Origin of the sequence: Phenylobacterium glaciei (assembly GCF_016772415.1) — a bacterium.
Lineage (GTDB): Bacteria > Pseudomonadota > Alphaproteobacteria > Caulobacterales > Caulobacteraceae > Phenylobacterium > Phenylobacterium glaciei.
Map to the genome: position 1 here is coordinate 738,337 of NZ_JAGSGD010000001.1, position 17,477 is coordinate 755,813.

At 68.2% G+C, this 17,477-nt stretch carries 18 protein-coding genes; 9 read left to right on the forward strand and 9 right to left on the reverse strand.

Features of this window, described 5'->3' with window-relative positions:
• Positions 1-100: 100 nt before the first annotated feature.
• Both JKL49_RS03635 and JKL49_RS03640 read right to left on the reverse strand, forming a co-directional pair.
• Positions 101-1,519, reverse strand: a complete 1,419-nt coding sequence (locus tag JKL49_RS03635; RefSeq protein ID WP_215338349.1) for an aminotransferase class V-fold PLP-dependent enzyme — start codon at positions 1,517-1,519, stop codon at positions 101-103.
• A gap of 118 nt (positions 1,520-1,637) precedes the next feature.
• A complete protein-coding gene (locus JKL49_RS03640) occupies positions 1,638-2,381 on the reverse strand; it encodes a YebC/PmpR family DNA-binding transcriptional regulator (protein WP_215338350.1) in 744 nt (247 codons plus the stop codon).
• Positions 2,382-2,490: 109 nt separating this feature from the next.
• Between JKL49_RS03640 and JKL49_RS03645 the strand changes: the two genes are divergently transcribed.
• Complete coding sequence (locus JKL49_RS03645) at positions 2,491-2,712, forward strand: hypothetical protein (RefSeq protein ID WP_215338351.1); 222 nt, start codon at positions 2,491-2,493, stop codon at positions 2,710-2,712.
• Here JKL49_RS03645 and JKL49_RS03650 read toward each other — a convergent pair.
• The 5 genes from JKL49_RS03650 to JKL49_RS03670 all read right to left on the reverse strand — a co-directional run bounded on the left by JKL49_RS03650 (position 2,693) and on the right by JKL49_RS03670 (position 6,503).
• Positions 2,693-3,109 (reverse strand): hypothetical protein, encoded by a 417-nt coding sequence (locus tag JKL49_RS03650; RefSeq protein ID WP_215338352.1) that lies wholly within the window; start codon positions 3,107-3,109, stop codon positions 2,693-2,695. The genes JKL49_RS03645 and JKL49_RS03650 overlap by 20 nt on opposite strands.
• Positions 3,106-3,687, reverse strand: coding sequence for a histidine phosphatase family protein (locus JKL49_RS03655; protein ID WP_215338353.1), 582 nt, complete (start codon positions 3,685-3,687; stop codon positions 3,106-3,108). The genes JKL49_RS03650 and JKL49_RS03655 overlap by 4 nt, the downstream gene beginning before the upstream one ends.
• Positions 3,684-4,469, reverse strand: a complete 786-nt coding sequence (locus JKL49_RS03660; protein ID WP_215338354.1) for an SDR family NAD(P)-dependent oxidoreductase — start codon at positions 4,467-4,469, stop codon at positions 3,684-3,686. The genes JKL49_RS03655 and JKL49_RS03660 overlap by 4 nt, the downstream gene beginning before the upstream one ends.
• A gap of 39 nt (positions 4,470-4,508) precedes the next feature.
• Entirely contained in the window at positions 4,509-5,342 is an 834-nt protein-coding gene (locus JKL49_RS03665; protein ID WP_215338355.1) for an alpha/beta fold hydrolase, read from the reverse strand.
• Between the two features lie 195 nt (positions 5,343-5,537).
• The gene (locus tag JKL49_RS03670) at positions 5,538-6,503 is read right to left on the reverse strand and encodes a quinone oxidoreductase family protein (RefSeq protein ID WP_215338356.1); all 966 of its coding nucleotides are present in this window, start codon (positions 6,501-6,503) and stop codon (positions 5,538-5,540) included.
• Between the two features lie 97 nt (positions 6,504-6,600).
• On the opposite strand from JKL49_RS03670, the gene JKL49_RS03675 reads away from it, so the two are divergent.
• The 8 genes from JKL49_RS03675 to JKL49_RS03710 all read left to right on the forward strand — a co-directional run bounded on the left by JKL49_RS03675 (position 6,601) and on the right by JKL49_RS03710 (position 14,222).
• Positions 6,601-7,284: a VOC family protein gene (locus tag JKL49_RS03675; RefSeq protein ID WP_215338357.1), complete on the forward strand. Its 684-nt coding sequence runs from the start codon at positions 6,601-6,603 to the stop codon at positions 7,282-7,284.
• A 48-nt stretch (positions 7,285-7,332) separates the two neighbouring features.
• Positions 7,333-9,024 (forward strand): bifunctional helix-turn-helix transcriptional regulator/alpha/beta hydrolase, encoded by a 1,692-nt coding sequence (locus tag JKL49_RS03680; RefSeq protein WP_215338358.1) that lies wholly within the window; start codon positions 7,333-7,335, stop codon positions 9,022-9,024.
• A 289-nt stretch (positions 9,025-9,313) separates the two neighbouring features.
• Complete coding sequence (locus JKL49_RS03685; RefSeq protein WP_215338359.1) at positions 9,314-9,832, forward strand: hypothetical protein; 519 nt, start codon at positions 9,314-9,316, stop codon at positions 9,830-9,832.
• A 102-nt stretch (positions 9,833-9,934) separates the two neighbouring features.
• A complete protein-coding gene (locus JKL49_RS03690; protein WP_215338360.1) occupies positions 9,935-10,576 on the forward strand; it encodes a penicillin-binding protein activator LpoB in 642 nt (213 codons plus the stop codon).
• Positions 10,577-10,584: 8 nt separating this feature from the next.
• Positions 10,585-11,757: a COG3014 family protein gene (locus tag JKL49_RS03695; protein ID WP_215338361.1), complete on the forward strand. Its 1,173-nt coding sequence runs from the start codon at positions 10,585-10,587 to the stop codon at positions 11,755-11,757.
• 11 nt (positions 11,758-11,768) lie between these two features.
• The gene (locus JKL49_RS03700) at positions 11,769-12,224 is read left to right on the forward strand and encodes a DUF1425 domain-containing protein (protein WP_215338362.1); all 456 of its coding nucleotides are present in this window, start codon (positions 11,769-11,771) and stop codon (positions 12,222-12,224) included.
• Between the two features lie 27 nt (positions 12,225-12,251).
• On the forward strand, positions 12,252-13,106 hold the full coding sequence (locus JKL49_RS03705) for a hypothetical protein (protein WP_215338363.1): 855 nt from the start codon (positions 12,252-12,254) through the stop codon (positions 13,104-13,106).
• Between the two features lie 213 nt (positions 13,107-13,319).
• On the forward strand, positions 13,320-14,222 hold the full coding sequence (locus tag JKL49_RS03710; RefSeq protein ID WP_215338364.1) for a patatin-like phospholipase family protein: 903 nt from the start codon (positions 13,320-13,322) through the stop codon (positions 14,220-14,222).
• 179 nt (positions 14,223-14,401) lie between these two features.
• Here the strand turns inward: JKL49_RS03710 and JKL49_RS03715 are convergent, their stop codons facing one another.
• Positions 14,402-15,565 (reverse strand): DegT/DnrJ/EryC1/StrS family aminotransferase, encoded by a 1,164-nt coding sequence (locus tag JKL49_RS03715; protein ID WP_215338365.1) that lies wholly within the window; start codon positions 15,563-15,565, stop codon positions 14,402-14,404.
• Between the two features lie 131 nt (positions 15,566-15,696).
• Positions 15,697-17,283: an AMP-binding protein gene (locus tag JKL49_RS03720; protein WP_215338366.1), complete on the reverse strand. Its 1,587-nt coding sequence runs from the start codon at positions 17,281-17,283 to the stop codon at positions 15,697-15,699.
• Positions 17,284-17,477 lie beyond the last annotated feature (194 nt).

Below are 17,477 nucleotides of genomic sequence, written 5' to 3' on the forward strand. Positions count from 1 at the left end.
GCGACCGGATATGATCCTGAGACGGCTCTTCGGTCAGCCTTGAGCGCGGAGTGGGTTTCACCTGGATCCCGGCCTTCGCCGGGACGAGCGGTGGGCTGGACTAGCGCTTTGCCCGAGCGGGGCTGCCCGCGCGGATCACGTGCAGGGCGTTGAGCGCATATTCCACGTCCTCCACGGTGTTGCGGAAGCTGGGGGTCAGGCGGACGTGGCGCTGGGCGTAAGGGGCGGCTGAGCCGATGATCTTGTAGGTCCTCAGACGGCGCACCACCCCGTCGGCCGACAGCCCGTCGATGTCGAAGGCGACGATCCCCGCCGACAGCCGCGGATCGCGCGGCGTGCGCAGGCGGATGTGGGGCATCTGGACCATGCCCTCCTTCAGGCGGCCGGCCAGCTCGACGGTGCGGCTGCGGATATTGGTCTTGCCCACCTGCTGGTGGAAGCCGAAGGCCTCGATCAGGGCCCAGACATGCTCGAAGGCCTTGAAGCCGCCCGGCGTCATCCGCGCCGCGGTGGTGGCGCCGGGATCATAGCCGCCGATCCAGGCCGAATAGGCGCCCTCGGCCAGGAAACTCGGCACCGTCGGCTCCACGCGTGACCAACCGAGCGGCGTGCCGAAGATCACCCCGGTGCCGCGCGGCCCGAACAGCCATTTGTGGCAGCCGGCCACCAGGAAGTCGCAGCCGAGCTGCGGAAGGGTGGTGTCCTCCACCCCGAAGCCATGCACCCCGTCGACGCAGAACAGCACCTTCTCCTGCGGCGCGCGGCTGGCGTTGATGGGGATCAGCGCGTCGGCGATGGCGCGGATCGGCATCTTCAGGCCGGTGGAGGAATGCACCCAGGTCAGGGCCAGGACGCGGGTCTGGGGGCCGATATTACCGATGATCCGCCCGACGATCTGCTCGACCGTGACGGTCTCCACCTGGTCGAAGAGGCTGATCTTGCGAACTGTGCCGCCGCCGCGCAGGGCCGCCAGCCTCAGGCTTTCGTGGGTGACGTAGTAGTCGTGGATGGTGGTCAGGACTTCCTGGCCGTAGCGCAGGCCGATGCCGTTGTAGAGCAGACCGATTCCCGACGTGGTGCTTTCGCAAAGGGCGACGTTCTCGGCCGGCACGCCGAAATAGGCCCCGGCGGCGGCCCGGGCGGCGTTCTGCAGCGGCTTGTTGTTCTTCTCCAGATAGCGGACCGGATTGGCGTCCAGGCCCCGGCGGTGGCGGTCGATGGCGTCGCGCACCGGCTTGGGGTTCGACGCAAACAACATGGCGGAGAGATCGACCTCTCCCCAGTCCAGCGCCCACTGATTGCGCACCCAGGTCCAGTCGACGGTCCCCGGCGCGGGTGGCGGAGCGGCCTGCGGGGCGGCCGGAACGTGGGGTTCGCCGTCGGCGAAGTCGGGATCGGTGACCGGGTCGCTTTCCTGCGCCAAGGCGGAGGACGCAAGCGCGGCGGCGCTCAGGGCCAAGCCCGAGCGCGCCAGCAGGTCACGCCGGCTGGGCGCGTCGCCGCGTTGTTTCGAAGCCATGGGTCCCCCTCATGACCGCCATGGCGGGCGGTCTGGGAAGAGTAGTCCCGATAGCGAGGCGACTATTCATCCTGTTTCTTGCGCAGGATGAATCAGCCATCGGCGCCGCCCAGCAGGGCTAGCCGAACTTCTCCAGGTCCTCGTCGGAGATCTCGTAGTCGCCATAGACGTTCTGCACGTCGTCGTCGTCGTCGAGGGCGTCCAGCAGCTTCATCAGCGTGCCCACCGGGTCGCCGGCGATCGGGGTGCCGCCCTTGGCGCGCCAGATGATCTTGGTGGACTTGGCCTCGCCCAGGCTGGCCTCAAGAGCCGCAGCCACCTCGGCGAAGGATTCGTAGGCGGTGAAGATGGTGTGACCTTCCTCGTCGGACTCCACGTCCTCAGCGCCGGCCTCGATGGCGGCCTCCATCACCTTGTCCTCGCTGCCGACCTTGGCCGGATAGACGATCTGGCCAAGGCGATCGAACATGAAGGCCACCGAGCCGGTGGCGCCCATGTTGCCGCCGTTCTTGGAGAAGGTGGACCGGATATTGGCCGCCGCGCGGTTGCGGTTGTCGGTCAGCCCCTCGACGATCAAGGCCACGCCGCCGGGACCGAAGCCTTCGTAGCGCACCTCGTCATAGGACTCGGCGTCGCCGCCGGCCCCCTTCTTGATGGCCCGGTCGATGTTGTCCTTGGGCATGGACTCGGCCTTGGCGTTGGCCACGGCCAGGCGCAGGCGGGCGTTCATCGTGGGGTCAGGCAGGCCCGACTTGGCGGCCACGGTGATCTCGCGGCTCAGCTTGGAGAACAGCTTGGAACGCACCGCGTCGGCGCGTCCCTTGCGGTGCATGATGTTCTTGAACTTGGAATGTCCGGCCATGAGTGGTCTGTTGTTCTCGTTCAGGCGGTGGGTTGAGGGCTTCTAGCGCCCGGGGGCGAGGAAGGCCAGCGGGGGAGGAACCTCCCCAATTTCGAAGGGTTTGAGTGGCATGAAAGAACAGTACGAACCGATGAGCGACTATGCCGAGGCGTGGGACGGGTCCCTCATCTACGGCAAGGAGTCGCGTCGGACGGGGTTGGGCCCGGTGGCGGCATCCAGCGCCATGTTCGGAACATTCCTGCTGGGCGCCCTGGTGGGCGTCGGGGTGATGGTGCTGCTGCGCCAGCTGGACGACGCCAACGACGGCGGGGTCATCCTGCGGCGGGTCTAGACCGCACGCTTAGAGCGCCCAGACACAACAGACATCCGACGGCCGAGGCGGCGCCCATGCCGTATCGCTCGGCGTCGCTCTGCGCGGCCAGGTTGGCGAGCGTGTTGAGCGCCAGCTGGATGGCGAGCACGAGGTTGACCCACCAGAACGGCCGCTGGGGCAGACGCGCGCCAAGGTCGCCGGCGCGCACCAGCATGGCCGCCGCGGCCAGCACCAGATAGACCACCGCGCCCGCGCTGGCGGCCCGCAGGTTGTCGGGCAAGACCGGCGGGCTCGCTCCGCCCCAGGCCACCTTGCCGTAGGGCGCGCCCAGGGCCAGGGCGACCTGGAAGGCGGCGAAGGCTAGGAAGAACAGCGCCGCGCCACGGGCCGCCGCGCGTCCCAGGGCCGGGCTCATACCGGCTCGCAATCGATCTGGCTGATGGTCCCGCCGTTCAAACAATACATCGCGTCCTGCGGAACCGGCAGGGTCAGCAGAACCGCGCGCGGCAGCTTGCCATAGATGCCGCGCAGGAACCGGCCCGCCAGGCCATGGGAGACGAGGATGACATTCTCGTCCAAGCCGACGCTGGCCAGCCAGTCACTCAGCCGGGCCCAGATGACGTCGAAGCTCTCGCCGTCTGGCGATTGGAAATAGCGCTCGGGATAGGGGATGTCGTCGGGCCGCTTGGCTTCCAGTTCGTCCAGCGTCAGCCCGTCCCAGGACCCCATGCTGGCCTCGGCCACGCGCGGGTCGAGGCGGGGGGTGAGCGCCCCGCCCATCGCCTCGCAGATGATCCCGGCGGTCTGCTGGGCGCGACCGAGCGGGCTCGCCACCATCCGCCAGCCGGAGGTGTCGGGGACGAGCCGGTTCAGCAATTCTCCCATCCGCCGCGCCTGGGTCTGGCCCAGCGCGGTCAGGGGCGAGTCCGACGCGCCCTGATAGCGGCGCGCCAGGTTCGACTCCGTCTGGCCGTGACGGACGAGGTAGATCACCGCTTGCGGCGCACGATCGGGTGGGAGGAGGACAGCCCGCCGTCGACGACGATGGCCTGGCCGTTGACGTAGGAGGCCTCGTCGCTGGCCAGGAACAGGGCGGCGTTGGCGATCTCGATGGGTACGCCGCCACGGGTCATCGGGTTGAGCTGGCCGATCTTGTCCTCGTTGCCGCGCGCCCGGGCGCCGTCGAAGATCGGCTGGGTCATGCCGGTCTCGATCAGGCCGGGGCAGATGGCGTTGACCCGCACGCCGGTGCCGTAGAACTCGTTGGCCGAGGTCTGGGCCAGGTTGATGACGCCGGCCTTCGACGCCGAATAGGGCGAGCCGCCCGCGCCTGAGCGGATACCGGCCACCGAGGCGGTGCAGATGATCGAGCCCTTGCCCTTGGGGATCATCACCCGGCTGGCGTGCTTCACCAGCAGGAAGGCGCCGATCAGGTTGACCCGCAGGATCTCGGCCCAGAAGGCCTGGTCTTGGTCGTCAAAGGCGGTCCAGCCGCCGGAGATGCCGGCGTTGGCCCAGGCCACGTCCAGGCCGCCGTATTCGGCGACCGCCTTGGCCACCAGGCTCGCCACGAAGGCTTCGTCGCCGGCGTCGCCCGCCAGGGAGACGGCCTTGCCGCCGGCGTCCGTGACCAGCTTGGCCGTCTCATGGACGGTGTCCATCTTGTCGGCGATCACCAGGCTGGCGCCCTCCTGGGCGAACAGGATCGAGGCCGCGCGGCCGATGCCGGAACCCGCGCCGGTGATGATGGCGCTCTTGCCGGAAAGACGTCCCATGATGGTTTCCTTGGATTGCTTGGAAAGGAGGCGGCGCGCTCAGCGCGTCTTGGCGACGGCGGCCAGGATGGCGTCGGCGACGATGTCGTAGAGGGCGGGCGGCACGTCGTGGCCCATGCCGGGGATCACCCGCAACTCGGCGCGCGGAATGGCGGCGGCCGTGGCCTCGCCACCCCGCACCGGCACCAGGGGATCGTCGGCGCCGTGCAGCACGACGGTGGGGACGTTCAGCGTCTTCAGGGCTTCCGTGCGGTCGCCATAGGCGCGGATGGCGGCCATCTGGCGGGCCGAGCCGGTGGGATTGTAGGCGCGGCCATGCTCGGCGATCACCCGCTCGCGCAGGGCGCCTTGGGGCCAGGGATAGCCCGGGCTGCCGATGGTCTTCGCATTGGCGACGCCGTGGGCGATGAAGCCCTCACGGTCGGTCTCAGGATTGGGAGGCTCCACGGTCAGCACCGCGCCGGCCTCCGGCGTCGGGTCCAGGGTCCCCGGCGCGCCGCTCGCCGACATGATGGAGGTCAGCGAGAGCACCCGATCCGGCTGCTCGATGGCGATGACCTGGCTGATCATTCCCCCCATGGAGACCCCGGCGATGTGGGCCTTGTCCACGCCCACGGCGTCCAACACGGCCATGGCGTCGTCGCTCATGTCCGACAGGGTGTAGGCTTGGCCCGGCTGGAACCAGGTGGAAAGGCCCACGTCGCGGTTGTCCATGCGGATCGTCCGGAAACCCTTGGCGGTCAGCTTTGCGCAGAACGCCTCGGGCCAGCGGGTCATCTGGGAACCCAGGCCGTTGACCAGCAGGATGGTCTCCGGGCCAGAGCCGAACACCTCGTACTCGATCGCCACGTCGCCGTTCTTCGCCTTGGGCATGGTGTCCTCCCTGTTGATCTGACACGGGGTGTCACCCCCCGCTTCATCATCCTAGGCCTTGTGCCTAGGACCCCTCGCGCCGCCACTCAAGTCTCGCGAGATGAAGCCGCGGCGTCACCGCTGCGATGACGGGTTCAGCGAAGCGGTGCGAGGGGTCCTCGCCACGGGGCGAGGATGACGAGATTGGGGTATCGGTTACGGCACCATCACCACGCGGCCGACGGCGGCGCGGCTTTCGATATAGGCGTGGGCGGCGGCGGCTTCCGACAGGGGGAAGACCCGGTCGATGACCACCTCCAACTCGCCCTTGGCGGCGTCGTTGATCAGCCGCTGGACGTTGTCGTGCACCCGGTCGGTGCCGATTTCAGCGCCAAGGAACACGCCTGAGACGGAGCGGTTGCCGCCCATCAGCGAGCCGACATCGACGACCATGGGCTCGCGCCCAGCGTTGCCGACCAGGGAGACCCGGCCGCGATAGGCCAGGGAGTTGATCGAGCCCTGCAGGGTGGAGCCGCCGACCGAGTCGACGACGACGTCGGCGCCCTTGTTGTCGGTCAGACGGCGGACTTCCTTGGCCACATCGCTGCGGGTGTAGTTGATGCCGTGGTCGAGACCCAGGCGCTTCAGCTTTTCCAGGCGCTCGTCGGAGGAGGCGGTGGCCAGGATCAGGCCCGCGCCGGCCCGCTTGGCCAGCTGGATGGCGGCCACGCCCACGCCCGAGGCGCCGGCCTGGATCAGGACGGTCTCGCCCTTCTTCAGGCGGCCGAATTCGAACAGGCAGTCATCGGCGGTGCCGAAGGTCACCGGAATCGCGGCGGCCATCTTCACGTCGTAGCCGTCCGGGATGACCCAGCAGTTGCGGGCGGCCACGGCGCGCAGGGCGGCGTGGCTGCCGTAGTTCATCAGCGTCGCGACCTTCTGGCCGACCTTCAGGTGTTCGACCTCAGGGCCGACCTCGATGATGGTTCCGGCGGCCTGATAGCCCACCACGTGGGGCTTGGTGACCAGTTGTCCGCCGAAGCGGCTGAGGACGTCGCCGCCCTCGATGGCGATGGCCTCGACGGCGATGATCACGCCCTTGGGGTGGCACTGCGGATCCGGCACGTCCTCATATTTCAGAACTTCGGGCCCGCCATTCTCGTAATAGACAGCAGCCTTCATGGGAGGTCTCCTAATGACTTAAAACAATTGTTTGACTTGGGTCTCACGCCCAAGCTGACTAGGCAAGTCGAGGAAATCTAAAGGCGGACGCTACGGCATGGAACTGGCGAAACCTCGGGTCGACATCGGGCTGTCCACCAACGACCTCGAACCCATGCTGGCCTTCTGGCAGGGACAGGCGGGCATCCCCTTCGACCATCTGCTGAAAATCCGCCGCGGCCAGGACCAGCACCGCCACGACGCCCTGGGCTCGGTGCTGAAGGTCAATCACCACGCCGATCCGCTGCCCGACAGTCCTGCCGCCGGCTACCGCGAACTGATCGTCGCCCGGCCGGGCCTGACGGCGCCCCAGACCCTGACCGATCCCGATGGCAACCGCGTCACCCTGGTCCCGCCCGGCTACGAGGGCGTCACCCAGATCGGCATCCGCATCGCCGTCCGCGACCTCGCCGCCCATCGGAAATTCTATACCCAGGGGCTGGGCCTGATCGAGGAGACCCCGGGCGTCTTCCGAGCCGGCGAGACCCTGCTGATCCTCGAGGAAAGCCCCGACGCGCCCGCCGACGCCGGGATGTCGGGCAAGGGCTGGCGCTACATCACCTTCCAGGTCTTCAAGGTCGACGAAGAGCACGCCCGCATCCTGGAGCAGGGCGGCCGCCAGGCCATGCCGCCGACGACCCTTGGCGCCACGGCGCGCATCTCCATGGTGCGCGATCCGGACGGCAACTGGATCGAGATCTCCCAGCGCGCGTCTCTCGTGGGAACCCTCGAAGCGCATTGAGATTCCTCGAACGCGTTCGCTAGACTGTGAGGCGCGGAGGGAATCAGCTTGGACGATACGAAGCGCGCCAATGTCGCCCTGGTGATCGAGACCATGTACCAGGTCGCCGCCAATCCGGACGCCTGGCAACAGCTGATCGACGCCCTGGCCGACGCTGGCGAGCTCCAGGACATGCCGCCTGAGGCGGCCGACGACATGGCCCGCAGCCAGGACATCGCCCGCCTCACCGCGCGGCCGGAGGAGGGCCCTGCCCCGGTTGGGCGCAACGATATCGGCTGGATCGTGCTGTCATCCCGGCGCAAGGCGCTCGCGGCCAACAACCTGGCCCAGGAGATGATGGGCGCGGGCCTGGGGCGGCTGAAGATCGGCGCCGAGCTGGCCTTCGACGATCCGGCCAACGGCGAGGCGCTGATTCAGGCGCTCACCCAGTCCCGTGGCCAGGCCGGCGGCCAGACCATCCTGCGGCTGGACCGCGGCGAGGACGATGGCCCCTGCTTCGCCTATGTGGCCCCGGCCCGCGCCCTGCCCGGGGTCGCCGATGCGGCGGCCCTCGAACTGGCCGACGACGACCAGGCCTATGCCCTCATCTTCCCGGCGGTGGAGGAGACCGGCAAGCTGTGGTCCTCGATCCGCGAGAGCTTCGGCTTGACGCCCGCCGAGCTGCGCCTGGCCCGGAAGCTTAGGGACGGCCGCTCGCTGAAGGAGGCCGCCGACGAGCTGGAGGTCAGCGTCAACACCGTGCGCAACCAGCTGCGCGCCATCTTCGACAAGATGGGGCTGAAGCGGCAGAGCGACCTGACCCGGGCCCTGACCCAGCTCTCCTCCGTGGCCAGCGCCATCGAGATCCAGACCCCTGCGACGATTCCGTTGGCCAGCGGCGACGCTCCGCCGGTGGCGGCGATCACCTTGAAGGACGGACGCCGCCTGGCCTATCGAGACTATGGCGATCCTGCCGGCCGGGCGGTGCTGATCTTCCACGAGGGGCTGGGGTCGAGCCTGCTGCCGCCGGGCGCGCAGGGGCTGGCCTGCGAGCAGAACCTGCGGGTGATCTGCGCCGAGCGGCCTGGCTTTGGCCAGTCCGATCCCAGCCCCGACTACAGCTTCGACGCCGTCGCCGACGACATGGTGGAGCTGTGCGACCAGCTGGGCCTGCAGGACATCCGCATTGGCGCCATCCTGTCGGGGGCGCCCTCGGCCATCCAGACCGCCATCCGCCTGGGGTCTCGGGCCGCCGGCGTGCTGCTCTGCTCGGGGCGACCGCCGCGCCCGGCCAGCGAGATCGGCGTCAAGAACCCGCTCACCCTGTTCCGCAGCCGGTTCGAGACCAATCCCTGGGTGATCGAGACCTTCTACGCGATCCTGCGCCTGCGGATGTCCTCCCAGCTGGTGGACCACATCGTGCGCAGCTCGACGGTCAACTCGCCGGGCGACGCGGCCTATTTCGGCCAGAACCCCCACGTCGCCAAGTATATCGCCACCTATGTCGGCGAGGCGCTGGCCCGCACCAGCCGCGGGGCGGCCGACGAGATGAAGGCCTTCCGCCGGGCGCAGAACCTGACGGTGGCCGACCTCACCTGCCCGCTGGAGGTCTGGCACGGTGACCAGGACGTCTTCGCGCCGCTGGCCGACCTGCTGGACTACCTGGGCGACAAGCCCCGCGAGGTGCGGGTGATCCCCGGCATCGGCCACCTGATGGCCCTCAAGCACTGGGACGAGGTCCTGCGGCGCGCCGCGGCCTGAGACCCCAAATCGGGGGCGCATAGTCCGTTTGGATCATGCGGGGGGTGGCGCAAGCCGTCAGACAGGGTTTGCGAAACCTGAAGACCTACCCCCAAGGGTGGACCATGCGTCCTGTCATCACCGCCCAAAGCGCGCCCGCACCCGTCGCCGATCCCGGTGCGTGGCCCCGGGCTGACAGGATCCTGGCCTCTCGCGGGGGCGGGTTATCGACGGACCTGGAGAGCGTCCGTCGGTGACCTGAAAGATCACCCGTGAACCCATAATTCCAAAGGCTGGGGGGCCGACCAACATGAAGAAGATCTATATTCCCGTCGTCGTCGCCGGGGCTCTGATGCTGACCGCCTGGGGCGCGCCGAAGATCGCCGCGCCGTCCGAGCTGACCGCGCCCACGCCCATCGAGGGCTCCGCCGGCAAGTACGCCTCGCCCTTCACCTCCGACGGCGTCACCGCCGGTTGGGTGACCAAGTCCATGCAGGTCAAGGCCGCTGGCCAGATCGGCTCGATGGCGGGCAACTACGCCGGCCAAAAGGCCATGGAACAGGTGCCCTTCGTCGGCGGCTTCCTCGGAAAAAAGGCGGGCGAGGCCATGGGCCGGGGCATCGCGCTTAAGTCCATCGGCGGCGAAGCGTTCCTGCGTTCCTCGACGGACCTGTCATTCAACTCCCTGAACGACATGGCCCTGTTCATGTACGTGAACTACTCGGCCAACCCCGAGTACCAGAAGATCCTGGACGCGACCTACGCGATCTACCCGGAGTTCCAGACCGCCTACATGCCGGCGCTGCAGAGCGCCTCGGTCGGCCACTAGCCACACGCCAAGCCAGGGGTTCGGCCGCGCGTCGGGCGCGGTCGATCACCCTTCTGATCTCAGGACGGCCACCCCAAGGGCCGTCACGCCAAGGGGGCGACCATGCGCAATCCATCCACCACCATCGGCCTGCTTGCTGTGCTCGGCCTCGCGGCGGCAGGGCCGGCGCTCGCCGCGCCGAAGCTGAAGCCACAGGGCTCGGCCACGGTCTACCGCGACACCACCACCTCCGACGGGGTGAAGGGGATCGGCACCGAGAGCCAGGACATCGTGTCCATGGCCGACGCCATGTTCCGCGATCTGCTGAACGTGCCGGAACTGATGAACCGTCCGACACCGCCGCGGATCATCGTCGACCCGAAGTACTTCCGGAATGAGAGCTCCGAGATCATCGACAAGGCCCTGATCACCGACCGCATCCGGGTCAACCTGCTGCGCGCCGCCGGCGGCCGCATGCGCTTCATCGGCCGCGAATACGCCGGCGCGGTGGAAGAGGAACGCGCCCTGAAGGACGCCGGCAAGGTGGACGTCGGCACCACGGGCCGCACCCGCGCCCAGGCCGGCGCGGACTACCGCCTGGTGGGCCGCATCGGCACCCGCGACGCCATCGACACCCGCACGGGCACGACCTCGCGGTTCAGCCAGTACACCTTCGAGCTGCTCGACATGGAGTACGGCGAGATCATCTGGTCGAACCTGTACGAGTTCAAGAAAGAGAACCGCGACGACGTCGTCTACCGCTAGGCCCGACGATGAAACTCGCAGCCCTTTCAGGGGCGCTGGGGCTCGCCGTGTTCAGTGCGGCGCACGCCGCCGCGCCGCCGCCCTTGCCCCCCGTGCCCTATGACGCGGGCCCGGAGGATTTCGTCGGCCGTCTGGCCAGCGACCTGCCCACCAATCGGGTCCTGAACCAGATGGAGATCGGCGCCCGGGCCTTCTGGCGCGGCGACTATTCCACGGCGAAACCCGCCCTGGACGACGCCATTCTGCGCATCGACTCGGTGTTCGCCGACAACGCCAACGCCGCCAATGCGCGCAAGCTCTGGTACGATGAGGGGTCCAAGGACTTCAAAGGCGAGCCCTACGAGCGGGCCATGGTCTTCATGTACCGGGGCCTGATCTACCTGCATGACGCCGACTACGAGAACGCCCGGGCCGCCTTCCGGCGCGGGCTGATGCAGGACGCCTTCGCCGAGGAGGACCAGAACCGGTCCGACTTCGCCCTGCTGCTGTTCCTCGACGCCTGGGCCAGCCACCTCAACGGCGACACCGACCTGCGCGACGAGACCATGGTGCAGCTCAAGAAGCTGCGTCCCACCTATGGCGGCATCGGCGAGAAGGACGATACCCTGGTGCTGGTGGAAACCGGCATGGCCCCGCGCAAGCTGGGGGACGGGGCCAGCCATTCCTTCTTCGTCTACCGGCGCGGCAAGCCGATCCTGGAAAACCAGGTCCAGGTGATGAATGGGGCCGCTCCCATGCAGGCCTATCCGATGGAGGACATCTTCTACCAGGCCTCCACCCGCGGCGGCCGGGAGATCGACAAGATCCTGGCCGGCAAGGCCCAGTTCAAGGCCACCACCGGCGGCATCGGCAGCTTCCTGTCCGACACCACCGTGGCCCTGTCGTCCAACAACGCCGCCTTCAGCGCCAACGGCCAGTACGGCGACGCCGTCGCGGCGGTGGGCGTGCTGTCGGGCGTGTTCCTGATTGTCTCGTCCAACTCCAAGCCCCAGGCCGACGTCCGTACCTGGAGCTCGCTTCCCGACACCGTCCACGTCCTGACTCTGGGCTCCGGCGGCAAGACTCCGAACCTCACCGCCCACTTCCTCAAGGCCGGCGTCGCGGTTGAGGGCGAGGACAAGCCCATCGCCTGCGCCACCGACGCCAACCGCAAACAGCTGTGCCTCGTGCGCGCCCACTAGGAGAAGTTCCGATGACCACGCTTCGCAAAACCCTGACCCTCGTCGCCGCCACGGCCTTCCTCGGCTTGGCCGCCTGCGAAACCACACCGCCCGAGGGCGGCGTCCGCATCGACCAGCAGAACAACATTCGGCCTGAGCTGAACTCGGTCCGGGTGATCGACAACACGCTGGCCAAGTATGTCGGCCGCAAGTTCAAGGTCGACAGCCTGCTGGACACCGAGGGCGCCTACGTCTCCACCGGCCCCACCGGTTTCAAGAAGATCACCGTCCAGATCCGCAACAAGACCAATGTCGCCCTGCCGCTGCAGGTGCGCGCCAGCTGGTACGATCAGAACGGCGTGCCCACCGACGGCGCCCAGGCCTGGACCAGCCTCTTCGTCCAGCCCAACGCGATGGTCACCTTCGAGCAGAACTCGGCCCGCCTGAACTCGGCCCAGTACTACGTCGAAATCCGCGGCGCCGACTAAGCCCCGTCTCAATATCAGGAGGGTTCGATGCCCAACCGTATGAAGCTCGTGGCGCTGGCGGCCCTCCTGGTCGCCGGTCCCGCCATGGCCCAGCCGCAGTACCGGCCCCAGGCGCCGACGGTGACCTATCGCGAGGGCATGCCCGACGTGAACGCGCCGGCCCCCAGCGCCAATCCCGATGCCGGCAACTACGCCTCGTCCTCAAGCTTCGCGCGCTGGTACGCCGGGGCCGGGCGGCCCACCATGCTGCTGTTCTGGAACCGCCAGCTGATCGAGGACGCCACCAGCCAGTACGACAGCGTCCAGACCACCAGTTCGGCGGCGGTCGCCATGGGCGAGGGCGCCGCGGTGCGGGGCCGTAACTGGGCGGCCAGCGCGTCGACCGGCATGGCCGCCTCGGCAAGCGAGAGCCGCCAGTACCAGGAGCGGATGACGGACGGGAGCTACGGCTTCCGCAGCAACAACTTCTCGCGCGGGGTGGAGAGCTCGATCCTCAACACCTTCCTGTCGGCGGGCGCCCGGATCGTCGACCGCGAGGCGGTGATCCGCAAGGTCTCGGCCAAGCAGAGCCGCGAGGACCGGATGGACATCCAGTACCTGGAGACCTTGGCCATGGGCCAGGGCATCCAGTACCTGATCGAGATCCTGCCCGACGATGACGGTTCGTCGCCCACCGGGGTCACCTTCACGGTCAAGGTCACCCACCTTCCCACCTCGACGGTGCGGGCCCAGTTCACCACCTCCGGCAACCCGCCCAAGGGTGAGGCCAAATGGGTGGCGGTGAACGGCGCTGGCTTCGAGAAGCGCAGCGGCCCCAGCCGCCATACCCCGCAGCTGATCGGCGCCCAGGTGGCCTACGACACCATGACCAAGCTTCGCTAGGACCTCGGTTCTCGCGCACGGAAAGGGCCTGGGGATGGCCCGTCGTCTTTCCTTCGGGGTGGGCGGAACGGCTGGGCTTGGGGGAGTTACCGGCCGGATCTCCAGACAGGCGTGGCCACCCCCCGGCGGCCACGCCTGTCGTCCTTTTGGTGGACATGACAGGCCGGCTGGCCGACGCTCCTTCCCAACGAGAGCTTAGGGAAAGGGACGATCATGACCACGCGGGCCTTGGTGCTGGGCGGGGGCGGGCCGGTGGGCATCGCCTGGGAATCCGGACTGATCGCGGGCCTCGCCCAGGGCGGGGTCGATCTCGGAAGAGCCGACTTCATCATGGGCACCTCGGCCGGCTCCTTCGTCGGCGCGCGGCTGGCGCTGGGGGCCGAGGCGGCCACCCTGGTCGATCCGATCCTGGCCGAACCCCCGCCCGCGCCGCGCCCCGAGGGCCAGGCCAAGCCGGCCGACGCCGCGCCGCCCGGCGGCCTCTCCGTCCTGGCTACCATGATGGCGGAGGCTCAGGCCGGAGTCCGCGATCCCCAGGAGGTCCGCGCCGAGATCGGCGCCTTCGCGCTCGCCGCCCAGACCCCGGACGAGGCGACCTTCATCCAGAGCTTCGGCCGGTCCTTCGCGGGCCTGCCCGAGGGCGCCTGGCCCGAGCGCGGCTTCGCCTGTTCGGCGGTGGACGCCTTGACCGGGGAATTCAAGTTGTGGACGAAAGAGTCCGGCGTCGGCGTCACGCGGGCCGTGGCCTCCTCCTGTGCCGTGCCGGGCATCTATCCGCCGGTCACCATCGACGGCCGCCGCTATATCGACGGCGGCATGCGCTCGACCCTCAATGCCGACCAGGCCGTGGGCCATGACCTCGTCGTCGTGGTCCAGGTTCGCGGCGGGGCTACCGCCGGCGCGGCCGCCGAGGCCATGGCCGCCCGGGTGGAGAAGGAACTCGACGTCCTGCGCAAGGACGGCGCCAAGGTGGTGCTGATCGGCCCTGACGAAGGCAGTCAGGCCGCCATGGGCCTCAACCTGATGGACTTCCGCAAACGCGCCGCCGCCGCGCGGGCAGGTCTGGCGCAGGGGTTGGCGCAGGCGGCGGGGCTTAAGGCGGCGTGGGTGAGATGACACAAAAGTCCTTCTCCCCCTTGCGGGAGAAGGTGGCCCTGCGGAGCAGGGTCGGATGAGGGGTCGATAGGCCTCTCGGGTTGACGGCTTTGCAGTCAGCGCGGACAGGGGAGCGTGACCCCTCATCTGACCGGCCTCCGACCGGCCACCTTCTCCCGCAAGGGGAGAAGGAATCCCTGCTACCCGTTCCGCTTCACGAAGGCCCGGATGGCGGCGATCACTTGGTCTTGGTGGTCGGGCGTCAGGTAGGGGTGCATGGGCAGGCTCATGACCCTGTCCGCCGCCGCGTCGGTCACCGGCAGGCCGCCGGGGGCGGGGTAGCGGGAATAGATCTCCTGGCGGTGGATCGGGATCGGGTAGTAGACGGCGCTCGGAATTTCGGCGGCCTTCAGGTGGGCCACCAGGCCATCACGGTCCTCAGTCTCGATGGTGTACTGAGCCCAGACGCTGACCCCGCCTTCGATCACTTTGGGCACGCTCACGACATCGCCGAGGCCCGCCGCATAGCGGTCGGCCACCAGGTTCCGCGCGGCGATCTCGTCCTCGAAGATGGTCAGCTTCTGCAGCAGGACGGCGGCCTGGATGGTGTCCATACGGCTGTTCATGCCGATACGCATGTTCAGGTACTTGGGGTCGTGGTCGAAGGTCTTGCCGGCGATGTCGGACTTCACCGCCTGGCCGTGGACCCGCAGCGAGACCAGCAGGTCGTGCAGCCGCTCGTCCTTGCACAGCACCGCCCCGCCGTCTCCGTAGCAGCCCAGCGGCTTGGCCGGGAAGAAGCTGGTGGTGGTGACGTCGGCCCAGTGGATGGGGTGCTGGCCGTTCAGGGTGCAACCGAAGCCCTGCGCGGAGTCGGCGATCAGCTTCAGGCCGTGCTTCTTGGTGACGGCGGCGATGGCCGGGTAGTCGGCGGGCTGGCCGAACAGGTCGACGGCGATCACCGCGCGCGGGGTCAGCTTTCCCTCGGCCTTGATGGCCTCGATGGCGGCGTCCAGCTTGACGGGATCGAGATTGTAGGTGCCTGGCAAAACGTCGACGAACACCGGCGAGGCGCCCACCAGGGGCATGACCTCGGCGGTGGCCGCGAAGGTGAAGGAGGGGCAGAAGACCGCGTCGCCGGGGCCGATGCCCCAGGCCATCAGCGGCAGCTGGATCGCCTCGGTGCCCGAGCCGCAGGAGAGCACGAAGGGCGCCTGGCCGAACACGCCGAGCTGCTTTTCGACCTCGGCGATCTCGGGACCCATGATGTAGGCGCCCGAGCGCACCACCTTGACGATCGCGTCCTCCAGCGGCTGGCCGAGGCGGGCCCGCTGGGCCTGGAGGTCGATGAACGGAATCGGCATGTGGAAAAGTCCCGGGTCACGAAGCGGCGCGCTTCATGACACGGCGAGTCTAGCCAAGCCAAACACGCTTGTTTTCGAAAAATTGCGGAAGAGCCCCCGGGCCTCCCCGCGAACGGGGAGGCCCGAAAGCCCTAGATCTGCCGGGCGCGGCCTTCCCAGTAGGGGGCGCGGACCTTGTTGCGCTGGATCTTGCCGGCTTCGGAGCGCGGCAGGTCGGTGACGAAGTCCAGGCCGCGCGGCACCTTGTAGGCCGCCAGGGTCTGACGGCCGAAGTCCAGGATCTCCTGGGCCAGCTTGTCGGACGGCTCATAGCCGGGCTTCAGCATGATCACGGCGCGGACCTGTTCGCCCCACTCGTCGTGCGGGATGCCGACGGTGGAGCTGTCGGCGACGGCGTCGTGCTTGATCAGCTCGTTGTCGATTTCCTGCGGGTAGATGTTCACCCCGCCGGAAATGATGGTCTCGGCGTTGCGGCCGGTGAGGAACAGATAGTCGTCCTCATCGAAATAGCCGACGTCGCCCATGGTGAAGAAGCCGTCGCGCCGGTTGGCGTTGGTCTTGGCCTCGTCCTTGAAATAGGTGAATGCCCCCGCGGGCGGGAGCTGGTGGTAGATGCCGCCAGGGACGCCGGGCGGCAGGATGTTGCCCTCCTCGTCCAGGATGCGGACCTCCAGCAACATCGGGCGCTTGCCGACGCTGCCGGGCTTCTTCAGCCATTCCTCGGAGGTGATGGCGAAGCCCGCGCCGCCCTCGGAGCCCGCATAGTATTCGCTGAGCACCGGGCCGAACCACTCGATCATCGCGTGTTTGACCTCGGGCGGGCAGGGCGCCGCGCCGTGGACCACATACTGCACGTGGCTGATGTCGTGCCTGGCCTTGACCTCGGCCGGCAGGGCCAGCAGGCGCTGGAACATGATCGGCACCAGGTGCAGGTGAGTGATCTTCTTTTCCGAGATCGTCTTCAGGACGTGTTCGGAATCCCATTTGTCGATGAAGTGCAGGGGTATGCCGGCGTTCATCGCGGCGGAGACGTCAAAGGCCAGCGGGGCGGCGTGGTACGCGGGCCCGGCGCAGAGCTGCACCGAGGTCTCCGGATCATAGCCGCGCAGGGAGAGCATCGAGGGCGGGATCACTTGGGCCTGCGGCCGGAACACGCCCTTCGGACGGCCGGTGGTGCCCGAGGTGTACATCATCTGGTTGCCGCGAACCGGGTCGGAGATATCCGAACCGTCCTGCTCGGCCAGGGCCGAGTCGTAGTTGGTGAAGCCGTCGATATCGCCGCCCACCGACAGCTTGATCAGCAGGTCGGGGCTTTCGTCGGCGGCCGGCTTGGCGGCGGCCACGCGGGACTCGGCCACCAGGGCCTTGGCCTCGCAATCCTTAATGATGTAGGCGATTTCGTCGACCGTCAGGTGCCAGTTCACCGGGGTGATGCGCAGGCCGCTGCGCTGCGTGGCGGCGAGGGTTTCGACGAATTCGGCGCGGTTGGAGCAGAGCAGGGCGACGCTGTCGCCGGCCTTGAGGCCCGCCTTGCGCAGGGTGCGCACCAGCTTGTTGGCGTTGGCGTTGACCTCCGCAAAGGTCTTCACGCGGCCGGATGGGTCAATGACCGCCTGGCGGTCGGGGGCGACGCTGGCCCAGAAGGCGACGGTCATGCCGTCGACGGCAGAGGCGTCCAGGGCCGCGGTAAAATCCTCGCGCGTTTTCAAATCTTCCATCTCAAATTCCTCCCGTCGCCCGGTGGCCGGCAGCGGCTTTCACACGGTGCAATCAATTTTGTAGGTCTCCGGCGCGGCGTCTTGTCGGCGACCATGGGCGCAATATGCCCGCGAGCCGTCGTTCCGTTCCGGAAACCCACCATCACACGGCTTGCCGCGCCGGACAACGCCCCCGGAATCCGGACAAAGACCGG

Excerpts from the sequence above, each read along its gene's own strand:
- JKL49_RS03665 (WP_215338355.1), bottom strand. The coding sequence starts at position 5,342 with ATGCCCAAGGCGAAGAACGGCGACGTGGCGATCGAGTACGAGGTGTTC.
- JKL49_RS03635 (WP_215338349.1), bottom strand. The coding sequence starts at position 1,519 with ATGGCTTCGAAACAACGCGGCGACGCGCCCAGCCGGCGTGACCTGCTG.
- JKL49_RS03705 (WP_215338363.1), top strand. The coding sequence starts at position 12,252 with ATGCCCAACCGTATGAAGCTCGTGGCGCTGGCGGCCCTCCTGGTCGCC.
- JKL49_RS03670 (WP_215338356.1), bottom strand. The coding sequence starts at position 6,503 with ATGAAGGCTGCTGTCTATTACGAGAATGGCGGGCCCGAAGTTCTGAAA.
- JKL49_RS03700 (WP_215338362.1), top strand. The coding sequence starts at position 11,769 with ATGACCACGCTTCGCAAAACCCTGACCCTCGTCGCCGCCACGGCCTTC.
- JKL49_RS03715 (WP_215338365.1), bottom strand. The coding sequence starts at position 15,565 with ATGCCGATTCCGTTCATCGACCTCCAGGCCCAGCGGGCCCGCCTCGGC.
- JKL49_RS03640 (WP_215338350.1), bottom strand. The coding sequence starts at position 2,381 with ATGGCCGGACATTCCAAGTTCAAGAACATCATGCACCGCAAGGGACGC.
- JKL49_RS03720 (WP_215338366.1), bottom strand. The coding sequence starts at position 17,283 with ATGGAAGATTTGAAAACGCGCGAGGATTTTACCGCGGCCCTGGACGCC.
- JKL49_RS03675 (WP_215338357.1), top strand. The coding sequence starts at position 6,601 with ATGGAACTGGCGAAACCTCGGGTCGACATCGGGCTGTCCACCAACGAC.
- JKL49_RS03660 (WP_215338354.1), bottom strand. The coding sequence starts at position 4,469 with ATGGGACGTCTTTCCGGCAAGAGCGCCATCATCACCGGCGCGGGTTCC.
- JKL49_RS03695 (WP_215338361.1), top strand. The coding sequence starts at position 10,585 with ATGAAACTCGCAGCCCTTTCAGGGGCGCTGGGGCTCGCCGTGTTCAGT.
- JKL49_RS03645 (WP_215338351.1), top strand. The coding sequence starts at position 2,491 with ATGAAAGAACAGTACGAACCGATGAGCGACTATGCCGAGGCGTGGGAC.
- JKL49_RS03650 (WP_215338352.1), bottom strand. The coding sequence starts at position 3,109 with ATGAGCCCGGCCCTGGGACGCGCGGCGGCCCGTGGCGCGGCGCTGTTC.
- JKL49_RS03690 (WP_215338360.1), top strand. The coding sequence starts at position 9,935 with ATGCGCAATCCATCCACCACCATCGGCCTGCTTGCTGTGCTCGGCCTC.
- JKL49_RS03685 (WP_215338359.1), top strand. The coding sequence starts at position 9,314 with ATGAAGAAGATCTATATTCCCGTCGTCGTCGCCGGGGCTCTGATGCTG.
- JKL49_RS03710 (WP_215338364.1), top strand. The coding sequence starts at position 13,320 with ATGACCACGCGGGCCTTGGTGCTGGGCGGGGGCGGGCCGGTGGGCATC.